The 14,575-nt window shown below is 36.6% G+C and carries 11 protein-coding genes; 1 reads left to right on the top strand and 10 read right to left on the bottom strand.

The window, feature by feature from the left end; genetic code table 11:
• Positions 1-32: 32 nt before the first annotated feature.
• The 10 genes from ilvC to V4B18_RS03885 form a co-directional block, all read right to left on the bottom strand.
• The gene (gene ilvC, locus V4B18_RS03930) at positions 33-1,052 is read right to left on the bottom strand and encodes a ketol-acid reductoisomerase (RefSeq protein ID WP_455475187.1); all 1,020 of its coding nucleotides are present in this window, start codon (positions 1,050-1,052) and stop codon (positions 33-35) included.
• A gap of 742 nt (positions 1,053-1,794) precedes the next feature.
• A complete protein-coding gene (locus V4B18_RS03925; protein WP_455475186.1) occupies positions 1,795-2,529 on the bottom strand; it encodes a pyridoxine 5'-phosphate synthase in 735 nt (244 codons plus the stop codon).
• A gap of 70 nt (positions 2,530-2,599) precedes the next feature.
• The gene (locus V4B18_RS03920) at positions 2,600-3,721 is read right to left on the bottom strand and encodes an ATP-dependent DNA helicase (RefSeq protein WP_455475185.1); all 1,122 of its coding nucleotides are present in this window, start codon (positions 3,719-3,721) and stop codon (positions 2,600-2,602) included.
• A gap of 392 nt (positions 3,722-4,113) precedes the next feature.
• Entirely contained in the window at positions 4,114-5,913 is a 1,800-nt protein-coding gene (locus tag V4B18_RS03915; RefSeq protein WP_455475184.1) for an acetolactate synthase 3 large subunit, read from the bottom strand.
• A gap of 224 nt (positions 5,914-6,137) precedes the next feature.
• The gene (gene miaA, locus V4B18_RS03910) at positions 6,138-7,040 is read right to left on the bottom strand and encodes a tRNA (adenosine(37)-N6)-dimethylallyltransferase MiaA (protein WP_455475183.1); all 903 of its coding nucleotides are present in this window, start codon (positions 7,038-7,040) and stop codon (positions 6,138-6,140) included.
• 610 nt (positions 7,041-7,650) lie between these two features.
• Positions 7,651-9,153: a Do family serine endopeptidase gene (locus tag V4B18_RS03905; RefSeq protein WP_455475182.1), complete on the bottom strand. Its 1,503-nt coding sequence runs from the start codon at positions 9,151-9,153 to the stop codon at positions 7,651-7,653.
• A 154-nt stretch (positions 9,154-9,307) separates the two neighbouring features.
• Positions 9,308-10,243, bottom strand: a complete 936-nt coding sequence (gene hflC / locus V4B18_RS03900; protein ID WP_455475181.1) for a protease modulator HflC — start codon at positions 10,241-10,243, stop codon at positions 9,308-9,310.
• Positions 10,244-10,245: 2 nt separating this feature from the next.
• Entirely contained in the window at positions 10,246-11,391 is a 1,146-nt protein-coding gene (hflK, locus tag V4B18_RS03895) for an FtsH protease activity modulator HflK (protein ID WP_455475180.1), read from the bottom strand.
• Between the two features lie 111 nt (positions 11,392-11,502).
• Positions 11,503-12,021 carry a dihydrofolate reductase gene (locus V4B18_RS03890; protein WP_455475179.1) on the bottom strand — a complete coding sequence of 173 codons (519 nt, stop codon included), beginning with the start codon at positions 12,019-12,021 and terminating at the stop codon, positions 11,503-11,505.
• Positions 12,018-12,812, bottom strand: coding sequence for a thymidylate synthase (locus tag V4B18_RS03885; RefSeq protein WP_455475178.1), 795 nt, complete (start codon positions 12,810-12,812; stop codon positions 12,018-12,020). The genes V4B18_RS03890 and V4B18_RS03885 overlap by 4 nt, the downstream gene beginning before the upstream one ends.
• A gap of 202 nt (positions 12,813-13,014) precedes the next feature.
• Here V4B18_RS03885 and V4B18_RS03880 point away from each other — a divergent pair, with 202 nt between their 5' ends.
• Positions 13,015-14,322, top strand: coding sequence for an MFS family transporter (locus tag V4B18_RS03880; RefSeq protein ID WP_455475177.1), 1,308 nt, complete (start codon positions 13,015-13,017; stop codon positions 14,320-14,322).
• The last annotated feature ends 253 nt before the right edge of the window (positions 14,323-14,575 follow it).

Genomic DNA, 14,575 nt, shown 5'->3' with positions numbered 1-14,575 from the left:
TTGAAGTATTTGCATCTATACTCTAATAAAATTTAATTATATTCTTTGTTAACCAAAGCGTTAGATTTAATCCAAGGCATCATTTCACGGAGTTTTTTGCCAACTTCTTCAATGGGATGGCTATCATTTAAACGCCGCATAGTTTTAAAATGAGCCGCACCACCCTTATATTCTTTGATCCAATTAGATGTAAATTTACCTGTCTGAATATCTTTCAAAATACGTTTCATTTCTGCTTTAGTTTCATCAGTAATCACGCGTGGACCAGACATGTACTCGCCCCATTCAGCTGTATTGGAAATTGAATAATTCATGTTTGCAATACCACCTTCATACATAAGATCAACAACCAACTTTACCTCATGCAAACACTCAAAATAAGCCATTTCAGGAGCATAACCCGCTTCCGTTAATGTCTCAAAACCTGCACGAATAAGTTCAACAAGCCCACCACATAGAACAGCTTGTTCACCAAAAAGATCTGTTTCACATTCTTCTTTAAAGGTTGTTTCAATGACACCAGCGCGCCCGCCACCAAGACCACAAGCATAAGATAATGCTATGTCGTGAGCATGTCCCGAAACATCTTGTGCAACCGCAATTAAGCAAGGAATGCCACCTCCTTGTTGATACTCATGACGAACCGTGTGCCCTGGACCTTTAGGAGCAATCATTACAACATCAACTGTTTTTTTAGCTTCAATTAAACCAAAATGAATACTTAAACCATGTGCAAAAGCAATCACCGCCCCATCACGTAAATGATCATGAATATGCTCTTTATAAATGTCAGCCTGTAGCTCATCAGGCGTAGCCATCATAATAAGATCTGCCCACCGTGCTGCTTCAGCAACATTAACAACCTCAAAACCATCTGCGGTAGCCTTTTTAGCTGTCGCTGACCCTAAGCGCAAAGCAATTTGCACATTTTTAACACCAGAATCTTTTAAATTCAAAGCATGCGCACGCCCCTGAGAACCATAACCAACAATGGCTACTTTTTTTTCTTTAATTAAATTAACGTTCGCATCACAATCATAATAAACACGCATGAAAATACTTCCTTATACTTATATTTAAGCTAAATTTTAAATATTTTTATTGAATAAAGCCAAAACCTTCCCTCACCGCTTTACACATAATGAATAGCCAAATTATTATTCATAATAACACGGAAATTAAATAATCTTTAAAATTAACATATTGCATTAAAAATCATGCCTAAAACTTTAAAAATATACTTATATAAAAAAGTAAATTTCAGCTGATACTTCAAAAAAACAATGCATTATACAAAACAATACTATTTTTCAAATATATACTTTTAAATTTTACTCTTTGTTTTGCATAATCAACCATTGTATTATTTAAAATTAAAACATTTTATGAAAATTTTAAACATGAACAAAATTAAAGCAGATAGCAAGGAAAATTATAAAAACGAGCAAATTAGCTTTTTACATTTCAGCACAAAAGATCAATTCCACCTACTGCGCGATGAAAACATTACTTGCACAGTCTCTTACGCAATTTTTTAGAAAAATAATATTCTTAAAGCTTCAGCTTCTGCCCTTATTTTTAAAGATCACATAAAAGAGTTAAGCACCTTTATATTATAATTTGATAGGATTTATATAAAAGCATTTAATGCGCTAAAAAATAAGATAAACAGAGAGTCTTGAATAATAAAATAATATTCTTAAGACGTAAATATTATTTATATGCACAATTTTTATAATCAAACTATTATAAAATTATAAAACATCATCTACAACATTTAAAAAAAGAACAAAATTACAACAATAATTGGAGAAAACGTTTGACAGTCTCATGCATTCCATATTCTAATGCATCAGCAATAAGCCCATGACCGATAGACACTTCATCAAGCCAAGGAATGCGATTAACAAGCGCAGAAAGATTAGTAATCGTTAAATCATGACCTGCATTGACACCTAATTGTAATTCTTTAGCTTTATTTGCCGCTAAAGTTAGCTTATCCAATTCTTTATCCTGCGTTGTTTTATCTTTAAATGCACCACCATAAGGCCCAGTATAAAATTCTACGCGATCAGCACCAATTGCTTTAGCAATATCAAGATTATCCATAACAGGATCCGCAAATAAAGACACACGAATTTTTTTTTCTTTCAAGCGCTGAACAATGGGCGCTAAAAACTCAGCATTATGAGCAAAATCCCAACCATGATCAGAGGTTGACTGAGCTGGATCGTCAGGAACAAGAGTAATTTGGTCAGCATACTTTTCTGCTAAATTCAAAAACCTATCAGTTGGATAACCTTCAATATTAAACTCTGCAGTAGGAAAAGTGCTGTCAATCAAACGATATATATCTAGCAAATCAGAAAAACGAATATGCCGTTCATCTGGTCGCGGATGAACCGTTAAACCTGCTGCTCCAGCGGCAAGCGCTATATAACCAATATTTTTAATATCTGGCCACGGGAGATTCCGACGATTACGCAAAACAGCTACAGCATTGAGATTAACCGAAAGTTTTACTGCCATATCCACTCCCATTATCATATAATAATTCTAAAGGCAGAAAAAAATAATTCCAGATTAAAAATATTTTTCTCTATCGAACAATCGTCAAACACTCTGCAGCACGCGTGATTCCAGTATAAAGCCAGCGCGTATACATATCACGGAATGCAAAACTTTCGTCAAATAAAACAACATTGTCCCATTGAGATCCTTGCGCTTTATGAACAGTTAATGCATACCCATAATCAAAATCATCGTATCTTTTTTTTAATTGCCATGAAACTTCATTATCAGGATTCTCAAACAATGATTTTAAAAGCTTAATCTTTGTCACTCCCCGCTCATTCTCTTCTGGCTTCACAAGGAGATTAATACCTGGCTTAACAGTTTCTTTCTGTGAAGTTAGAACTTTCCATAAAGAGCCATTCAGCAAGCCTTTAGCAGGATCATTACGCAAACAAACAAGCTTGTCTCCAGCTTGTGGATAATCTGCTGTAAACCCCTTCAACTCACGCAGGCGCTTATTATAAAGGTGACGCGTTCTATTAATCCCGACCAAAAGCTGATCAGCATCCAAAACCAATTTTTGATCCACCTCTTTGCGGGTGATAACACGAGCTTCCCCATAATCTCCATAGGCAATATCGCGCCCTTCACGCACATCCATAGCTAAACGGATAATCGGATTATCACGTGCTTGTCGGTGAATTTCTGAAAGCAAAAAATCCGGTTCACCATTAGAAAAAAAACCACCTCCTGATATAGGAGGCAATTGTTCTGGATCACCAAGAACAAGAATTGGTGTCCTAAAGCTCATTAAATCACGCGCTAATTGCTCATCCACCATTGAACACTCATCGACAATAATGAGCTTAGCCTGTGCAGCTGCACTTCTTCTATTCAATGCAAATGTCGGTGCTATAGACTTCTTTCCCGTGACTTCATCGGAAACTTCTTCCTCACCACGTGGACAATAAATCAAAGAATGAATAGTGCAAGCATTACTCGCACCCTTAGAGCGTAAAACCTGTGCTGCTTTACCCGTAAATGCAGCAAATTGAACAGAACCGTCAACTGTTTCCGCAAAATAACGAGCAAGCGTTGTTTTTCCCGTTCCTGCGTAGCCAAAAAGGCGAAAAATTGGAGAACGTCCCTCTTTCAACCAAGCAGCAACAGCCTTCAACGCCTTATCCTGTTCTGGTGAAAACTGCATAAGCTATAAGAATAAGATTCGCACCAAAAGAGCAAGTATTTTTGAAACAAAACAACTATCAAGAAAAAGCAATACGTTCTTCAACAATGTTTGATACACAGAGAATATCAAGCCACTCTTATAGCACAACCATAAATCATTATATTCATGATTTTTGTCAAAATACTTCTCCAGTATAAAACTCACATCCGTGCAGAAGTTATATCTACTATTTTGGTAAAACCCCATTCTTGTTGAGAAAAATACTTATCTTGCAGCAAAACATGAAAAGTTAACTCAATTACAAAAAACATCACCAACATAGTCCATATATAAGTTTCTGCTCGAATATGTTAAAACAAGAAGAATGTAAATAAAAATTTAAACCCATATCGTTGCTATTACTAAACATTTTATACAAAAATTTTTCCTTTAGTAGGAACAGCATTCGCAACAGCTTCATTATTAGCCTCGTCAGATAATAACATATCATTGTGTGCACATCCAGATGGGATCATTGGAAAACAATTTTCCAAATTATGAACACGACAATCGAAGAGAACTGGCTTATCACAAGCAATCATTTGCTGTATTTTACTATCAAGCTCATCTAATTTAGAACAACAGAGACCAACTGCTCCATAAGCTTCCGCCAATTTTACAAAATCAGGCATCGATTCCACATAAGAATGAGAAAGACGATTACCATGTAATAATTGTTGCCACTGACGAACCATGCCCATATACTGATTATTTAAAATAAAAATTTTTACAGGCGCATTATGCTGAACTGCAGTTGCAAGTTCTTGAATATTCATTTGAATTGAAGCATCACCAGAAATACACATAACAAGCGCACTAGGATGCGCTATTTGCGCACCAATAGCAGCAGGAAGACCATATCCCATAGTTCCAAGACCACCAGAGGTCATCCAATGGTTTGGCTCATTAAAGTGATAATATTGAGCAGCCCACATCTGATGCTGCCCAACATCCGTCGTAATATAAGCATGCACATCTTTGGTAAGAGCATAAAGTCGTTCAAGAGCATATTGTGGCATAATAACGTCTTCTTTTTTAGTATATGCCAATGAATTGCGATCTCTCCAAAGATTAATTTGAGCCCACCACGCATCGCAATCTTTGCTTTTAAATATTGAGGGAGACCTACGCAAACGTCGCGTTATATCCCCTAAAACATGAGCCACATCGCCAACGATAGGAACCTCTGCTTTTACTATTTTATTAATAGAAGAAGGATCAATATCAATATGAATAATACGCGCATGAGGTGCAAATGCATCAAGTCGCCCCGTAATACGATCATCAAACCGCGCACCAACAGCTAACATAACATCACAACCATGCATGGCCATATTAGCTTCATAGGTTCCGTGCATCCCAAGCATTCCAAGCCAATTTTTACCAGAAGCTGGATATGCGCCAAGCCCCATTAATGTTGAAGTAATAGGAAAATTCCCTAATTGAACCAACTCACGCAAAAACTGTACAGCTTCCAAACCCGATGAAATAACACCGCCACCAGAATAAATAACAGGACGTTTTGCTTCCAATAAAAGAGAAACAGCAGATTCAATAGCTTTCATATCCTCTTTCGGCTTCGAGTAAGAACGCATAGATATTGGCACTTGAGGCGCTCTATAAATACCTGAAGCAAATTGAACATCTTTAGGAATATCAACCAAAACTGGACCTGGACGTCCTGATTGAGCAATATAAAAGGCTTCATGAATAGCCTCTGCAAGATCATTCACATCTTTAACAAGACAATTATGTTTAGTACAGGGTTTTGTAATACTAATCGTATTAGCTTCTTGAAAAGCATTTGTTCCAATCATAGTTGTCGGTACCTGACCAGAAAAACAAACAATAGGTATAGAATCCATTAACGCATCTTGCAAAGGTGTCACAGCATTTGTCGCGCCCGGACCAGAAGTTACAAGCATAATACCTACTTTTCCTGTGCTGCGTGCATAACCTTCAGCAGCATGTCCTGCGGCTTGCTCATGACGCACTAAAATATGCTGAAGTAAATCTTGTTGATACAGGACATCAAAAATAGGAAGAACAGCTCCACCAGGATAACCGAAAATATGTGTGCTCCCTTGATCGATAAGAGCTTGAACTACTATTTCAGCTCCTGACATTATTTTTCCGTCAGCACTTTCTTTGATTTTTGAATGCTCTATCATTTTTCCCACTCATCTATCTGATAGCATAACAAAAAAGACTCCCCCAATAGCCTATTACACACAAAAACATATAATGTGCAATTACCCTTCTATTTGAAATAGGCGATATATTATAAGAAAAATATTTTTTATAGTGAAAACTCTTAATTTCATCAATGCCACATTAAGCAATAAAAAACCACTTTTCTAAGAAACTCTCTATTCAAAACGCTTTTCTTTTTGAACTATTTTAAAATTTTCTGCAGCTCTTCATATGAAGAAATAAGCATCCATTCTTTATCAAATTGATGACGAAACCATGTTATCTGCCTTTTTGCATATCTTCTTGTTTTTGTCTTTGCGATTTCAACGGCATTCTCAAAACTTTTATATCCATCTAAATAAGCTATCAACTCACCAACACCAATAGCTTTCATCGCTGGCAATAAAGGAGAAAGCATAAGCTTTTTCATAGAAGCGACCTCTTTTAAAACCCCTTTTTCGATCATGGTGTCAAATCGCTCATTAATGTGTGCATAAAGCAATTGACGTGGCGGAACAAGAAAAATTTTTTTTAAGCAATCTGATGCAATAAGAGATGTTGTTTTTTTCTTTTGCCACCAACTTAATCTTTTTCCAGTCGCTTCATAGACTTCCAAACCACGCACAATGCGTTGACCATCCTGCGGAGAAATTTTTTCGCAAAGAAGAGCATCAACCTGTAATAATTGACGATAAAGACTTTCAGCTCCTTCCTTATTAAGTCGCAGGCGCCACTTTTGCCGAACAGCATCTGGAATATGGGGAATCTCTGAAATCCCTTCCAAAAGAGCACGAAAATAAAGCCCAGTTCCACCAACAAAAATTAATGATTTTGACGTGCACGTATTCAAAAGATTTTCAACATCATGTAACCATTGCCCTACTGAATAGTGAAGAGAAGGATTTACATAACCATAAAGATAGTGCGGAACAATTTCAGTATCTTCTTTTGTTGGCCGTGCCGTTAAAATATTTAAAACATCATAAATCTGCATAGAATCAGTATTAATAATAACAGCATCTTTTTCTTGCGCTATTTTTAACGCCAGCGCTGACTTACCACTTGCAGTTGGACCTGCTATCAAAGTAATCGCTCTTTGTTTCATGAATAGAAACTTCTTCTCTCCATCAATGAATTACTTAATACCATATCCATGATGTATTCTAAATCCAGCACTTTGCCTATAATGTCATAAATGTTAAATCTTTAAAGCGAAAAGAAAAGGCATTAATAAAAAAAGAAACAAATATCAGATAATCCGTTATTCTTTAATAAGATAAAAGGTAAGTACAATAAAAATTGTACAAGAGCATCACAGCAAAACTCTCTTTGAAATTATCCTCTCACAATAAAGACCTACCACCAAAATCCTTGCACCGCGAACACGAAAAATAAAATAACCTTTACCGCTTACACGAAACAAAACTAGCTCAATGCTCGTATCAGATGACTTTCCTTTTATATATAAAAGGTAAAAAAAATTTTTAACTGTAACACCATACAGATTATCTCAAACATAATAAAAAGCTACGTTTAAATTACATCCCATTTTATCACGACATAACCCAAAAGCATCAGAAAATCTCATAAAAATTTTATATTTTTCTATGAACTTTCTTTTTATTAACAACAAAGAAAGACGCAGCCATGCTTGTAAACTGCTGTTATATGTGACCATTTTTGGTGCTAATAAACTCTTCAAAAATTAAGCAATATCAATCTATTCGGATTGTTACAAATCGTAATTCCCCATCTGGACGAGCAACAACAAATGAAGCATTTTTACGTCCAGCTTCGCGTAATTTATGAAGCCGTTTTTTTGCTTCATCAATTGTCGTAACCGCGCTTTGATTAATATCAACAATTACTTCACCAATGCGAATACGTCTTTTATCTGCTACACTATTTTGTGCAACAGACGTCACAACCAATCCACTAAGCTTATCAGTAATTGAATAATTTTTACGCAAATCAGCCGTAAGCTCAGCTAATGTCATTCCCATAAATTGCATTGTCGCGTTTTTTGATACAGTATCGTTTTTTTTATCATCAGATTCTTCTGTTAGGTTTTCATCTGCATCTGTCTCAATCAAACGACCAAGCTTAACTTTTACTGTTTTTTCTTGTCTATCACGAAAAACCGTAATATCTACTACCTTTCCTGCGGGGATTTCTGCTACTAAACGCGGTAAATCACGCGCGTTTTTAATCTTGGCATTCCCCAAGCGCAAAATGACATCTCCAACCTGCAACTGGCTATTATCTACCTCTGCATGTTCTATTTTCCCTGCAATTAATGCCCCTGCAGCATTATCTAATTTCAAAACTTTTGCAATATCCTCTGTTATAGGCTGAATATGAACAGCCAACCAACCACGCCTTATTTCTCCAAAATCACGCAACTGATTAATAACAGAAAGTGCCATATCAGACGGTATAGCAAAGCCAATACCAATTGATCCTCCAGAAGGGGAAATAATTGCTGTATTAACTCCAATTACCTGACCATTCCTATCAAATAAGGGGCCTCCAGAATTGCCTCTATTAATTGCCGCATCAGTCTGAATAAAATTATCATAAGGACCAGCATTAAGATCGCGATTGCGTGCAGAAATGATACCAACCGTTACACTTCCACCAAAACCATAAGGATTACCGATAGCCATAACCCAATCACCAATACGTACTTTCTCTGAATCACCAAAACGTACAGCTGTTAATTTTTTTCTTCCAGCATCTACTTGAAGCAATGCCAAATCAGTCTTACTATCTTTTCCAAGCAATTTTGCTTTTAGTTTTGTACCATCTGTAAAATTAACTTCAATATCATCAGCATCAACAATAACATGATAATTGGTAACGATAAGCCCTCTTTTTGCATCAATTACAAAACCAGATCCTAAAGAACGTACTTTTTGGAATTGACCACCTTTTTGATTGTCTTTAGGTGCAAAAAAATCACTAAAGTATTCTTGCAACAATGAATCTTTTGGGATAACGGGCACAGAAGTATTTTCATCTTGCTCAGTCCCCTCAACTGTTTGTACCGTGGAAATATTTACGACCGTCTTCAAAAGTTCAGCAGCCAAATCAGGAACAGAAGGTGGAGTATTCTGGGATGAAACAACACCAGCCAAACTTATTGATACTGACAAAGACAAAATAACACAGATAACAATTTTTGTGGCAAAGCGCTTTAGAGACATATTTTTACTCATTATACACCTTGTAATCAATGCTGCAAAGAGCATCACTAAATTCATCCATGCGAAATTAAGATATTCTTACAACACTACACTATTTTTATCGTAAAAGAAAGAAAACACAGATAAAACCTTTTATGAAAAGCTCAGCCACAATCCACTATCTGATCTATTCTCCCGCAGATTTTTGATCAGTATGATGGAAGTCCGCATTCACTTTCGGTGAAGATGTTTTGTTTACTTGCAATGGATTACTAAAATAAAAAAAGAAAGCTTCATTTGGCGAAATCACCATTGGAGTACGCTCCAAATTCTTATACTGTTCCATCGCTAACCAAAAGTCATAAAAAGACGGATTAATTTTTCGCGCATTCAATAAAATACGAATACTTTCAGCTTGCCCTTCACCACGCGTAATTTCTGCATCACGCTTTGCAGCTGCTACAATTTCTTCATATTCACGATTAGCCTCTGCCACAATGCGATCCCGCTCTTGTTGACCACGAGCACGAATATTTTCTGCTACAGCTTCGCGTTCAGCTGCCATTTGTCGATATACATCTTCTGAGACAGCATCAGTTAAATCGGTTTTGCGAATACGCACATCAACAATGGTAATACCCAATGAGCCTGCATCTACAGAAAATTGCCGCTGTACTTCAGCCATCATCGCACCCCGTTCATCTGATAAAGCTGCTTTAAATTCTCGCTTACCATAAACAGCACGCAAAGCATCAATAAAGCGTGGTGCAAGATTTTCACGCGCAGCAACTTGCGGTCGCCCCGATGCAATGCGCTGTAAGAATAACTTAGGATCTGTAATACGATAAATAAAGAATGCATCCACTTCATAATAAGCGCCACCACGAACCTGTACAGATTGCGTGGGAACATCGTAACGTAACAACCGATTATCAATAATAACCATCTTATCTAAAAAAGGAATCTTAAAATAAATACCGGGCGCTGGTTCTACCTTAACAATTTGCCCAAAACGTTTAATTGCCACTTGCTGACGAGGATAGACAATAAAAATGGACATCCATAAAACCATCAAAAACACTATTATGGCACTAAAGATAAACCAAAAACGAGATTGCTGCATGATTAATGTCCTCCAGAAATGCCAAAATCCGATAGCGTTGCAGAACGCGCTGATGTTATCTTTGCTTTCTCGGACAAGTTACTACGCAGCAACTCATTCAGCGGTAAATAAGGCACTGCTGAAGAATGTGCTTGATCAAAAACCAACTTACTTGGTGAAGAAATAATATGTCCCATCATTTCCATATAGAGGCGATAACGAACGGCATCTGGTGCGATCGCAGCTTCACGAGCAAGAGCTTGGAAACGTTCAGCCCGTCCTGTTGCCTCTTCAACCATTTGTGCTTTTTTACCTTTTGCAACTTCTCGTGTGCGCGAAGCTTCACCATTAGCTAAACCAATTTTAGTGAAACGTACACGATTCCCCTCTTCAATCATTCGCCCACGCTCCTGCTCTGCCTGTTGAACAGAATTAAATGCAGCAGCAACTTTCGTAGGTGGAGCAGCTTCACTGATCGACACACGATTTATTTCAACACCAAGCTGATATTTATCTACAGTCATCTGAATAATCTTTTTGACATCATCAGCAACTTCTTCTTTTTTATCACGTAAAACATCATCTACTGGACGAGAACCAATGACCTCGCGCATTGCACTTTCAGCAACCTGACGAACCGTCCCCTCTTGATCACTTACATTGAATAAAAATTGACTAGGATTTGAAATCCTATAATAAACAGAAAAATTAACATTAACAATATTTTGATCACTCGAAAGCATCAAACCTTCACTTTGTTGTGCCTGACCAGACTGACCACCAATCGCGATTGTTTTTTCTGTTAAAGGCACTTTCATATAGGTCTCAATCGGCCAAAAATGAAAATGTAAACCATCACCAATAGTTTTTTCTTTAGGGACTCCAAAACGCAACTCCACTGCTTGCTCATTCTGCTGAACAATATAAACAGATTGGTACAACCAAAAAAACAGGGCGAGCAAAAACACTAAAATAAAAAGACCACCATCACCAAACTGTTTGAGTTGATTTTGCCCTTTACGCAAAATGTCATCAAGATTGGGATTATTATCACCACCGTTATTGCCGCCAGAACCGAAGAGGTTCTTAGCTGGTGTTTTTTTATTACCACCAAGCTTATTTTTATCGCTACTCCACGGCCCACCACCATTTTGATTTGTCCAGGGCATCATCACCTCTTTTATACTTAGTAACACTAGCAAAGTACTAACCATTTACTTAAGCTTTATAGGGTGCCTTTTATCTGATTACAATACGACTTACAGGCTCTTTCCACTTAATTACAAATGATTATTTCGCTCATAAACAATAAAGCGTGTCGGATGACTATCTTCATCTCCGTTTGGAATATATTGCGTTTGCGCTATAGTCCACTTTTCTTTATCGAAAACAGGAAAAAAACTATCTCCTTTAATGGAAGCTAATATTTCCGTGAGAAATATTTTATCAGCAATACTCAATCCTTGTTGAAAAATTTCACTCCCACCAATAATAAAAATTGTATCTGTACCCTTTTGAGAAGCAACTTCTTTTGCGATAGAACAAGCCTCAAAAAAAGAATGAGCAACCACTGCACCTTCAGCTGTAAATGAATAATTTCTGGTAATTACAATATTTGTGCGTCCTGGTAAAGGACGTCCAATAGAATCCCAAGTTTTTCGTCCCATAATAATAGGTTTACCGAAAGTCAAAGCTTTAAAGCGCTGCAAATCCGTTGATAATTGCCAAGGCATAGCACCTTCATTACCAATAACGCCATTCTCTGCAACAGCTGCAATTAAACAAAATGAAAAAGTCATACTGCCACCGGTGCCTTAATATGTGGATAGGCTTCATAATTAAGTAATTCAAAATCCTCAAATTTAAAAGAAAAAAGATCTCTTACCGCTAAATTTAAACGCATCAATGGCAAAGCATTTGGTATACGAGACAATTGGAGTTTGGCCTGCTCAAAATGATTAGAATAAAGATGAACATCGCCAAAAGTATGAATAAAATCACCTGCTGTAAGTCCGCTAACTTGTGCAATCATCATCGTTAACAATGCATAAGACGCAATATTGAATGGAACACCTAAAAAAATATCCGCTGAACGCTGATAAAGATGACAGGATAACTTACCATCAGAAACGTAAAATTGAAAAAAACAATGACAAGGCGGTAAAGCCGCTTCCTCTATCGATGCAGGGTTCCACGCAGATACAATCAAACGACGAGAATCAGGCGTTTCCTTAATCATAGTTAAAAGATTACTCATTTGATCAATACAACGCCCATTAGGCGATGGCCAAGAACGCCACTGATAACCATAAATAGGACCAAGATCTCCTTTTTCATCAGCCCATTCATCCCAAATTGATACGCCATGTTCTTTTAACCATGTAATATTTGTATCACCTTTAAGAAACCACAAAAGCTCATAAATGATCGAACGCAAATACAATTTCTTCGTTGTCAATAAAGGAAAACCAGCCTGCAAATCAAAGCGCATTTGATATCCAAAAACAGATCGCGTTCCTACACCAGTTCGATCTGTACGATCAACACCATTTTCTAAAACATGGGATAGAAGATCCAAGTAAGTTTTCATATAAATATCACGATCAATTTTATTGATTATAAAATATAAAACTTTTTAAATAATTATTTTAAAATATAATTAAATTCTTACCTTAAATAATTTTTATGATTATAGACTTATTTTTTTGACGTAAGACTTATTTTTTTGACGTAACAGAAAAAATATTATACTCCCCAAATAAGCATAATAAATATAAAAGGGGAATAAGCTTATGGGAAATGAAACAGCTTTAGCACCACACGACACAAGAAAACGTGTTTTATCTATCATATCCAGCGCATCAGGTAATTTGGTAGAATGGTATGATTTTTATGTCTATGCTTTTACATCTATCTATTTTTCATCACAATTCTTTCCTTCAGATGGAGACGTTGTTTTAGAGCTTTTAAAAGCTTCTGCTGTTTTCTTTATTGGTTTTCTCATGCGTCCAATCGGTGGTTGGCTCTTTGGATTTATTGCTGACCGTTATGGGCGAAAACGCTCAATGCTTATTTCTATTTTTATGATGTGTGGTGGCTCTTTCCTGATTGCCGTACTTCCCACTTATGAAACTCTTGGAACGACAGCAGCGATTTTGCTCCTTTTGCTTCGTATGCTTCAAGGACTTTCAGTTGGCGGTGAATATGGAACAACAGCAACCTATATGAGCGAAGTTGCTCTCAAAAATCGCCGTGGTTTTTTTAGCTCTTTTCAATATGCTACAATCATTGGTGGTCAACTCCTTGCCAGTCTTGTTATTTTTATTTTAGCATTATACCTGACAGAAGATCAATTAAAAGCGTGGGGATGGCGCATTCCTTTTGCGATTGGTGGAATAGGAGCAATTGTTGCAATTTATCTCCGTCGTTCACTCCATGAAACAACCACTAAAGAGAGCCGTGCTAAGCAAAAAACTGGAATCCTCAAAGAACTTTTATGTAATCACAGAAAAATTTTCTTTTTAGTTATGGCCTTTACAGCTGGAGGATCGCTCACATTTTACACATACACCACTTATATGCAGAAATATCTAATCACGACAACTGGGTTTGATAAACATACTGCGACAACTATGATGACTATCGCTCTTTTTATTTTCGTATTACTTCAGCCCATATTTGGTTCTCTAGCTGATAAAATTGGAATAAAAAGTTCAATGCTTATCTGGAGTGCTTTATCCATCATTTTTACAATTCCTGCACTTAAAGTGATTGGTAACACCAATAGTGTATGGGTTGCCCTATCAGTCATTATTGGAATGCTTTGTGTTATGAGTTTTTACACATCCGTCTCTGGTATCGTAAAGGCAGAATTGTTTCCCGCTTCAATACGAGCAACAGCAATTGGGTTAGCTCATGCTATCGCCAATGCATTATTTGGTGGTTCTGCTGAATCTGTAGCACTGCAATTTAAAAAAATGGGACATGAATCTGTATTCCATTTTTATATAGTTGGCATGATGATCATTGCATTCATCGCAATTGTCTTGATGCCAAACGTTCAGAAAGTAGGATATCTTCAAGGAGATGATATTCATTAATTAGTTAAACAAAAAAGCTCAGATTACTGAGCTTTTTTGTTACCCTATCATATAAAATTTAGCATTTACAAACTTTCGCACCCACACTCTCAACACCGTAAAAAAGCAATACCCCCTTCTGTAATGTTACCTATGAAAAGTGAATGAATACCATCATCACTTTCTTATTTTTATTGAATTAAGCGCAATTAAGACCAAAAAAATATTCAATTTTGTTTTAAAAAAATCCATCTTTTTATAAAAATTCAAAAAA

The sequence above is a fragment of the Bartonella sp. B17 genome, assembly GCF_053795755.1.
The sequence above is the reverse complement of the archived record's forward strand: the minus strand, read 5'-3'. Positions and strand labels throughout refer to the sequence as shown.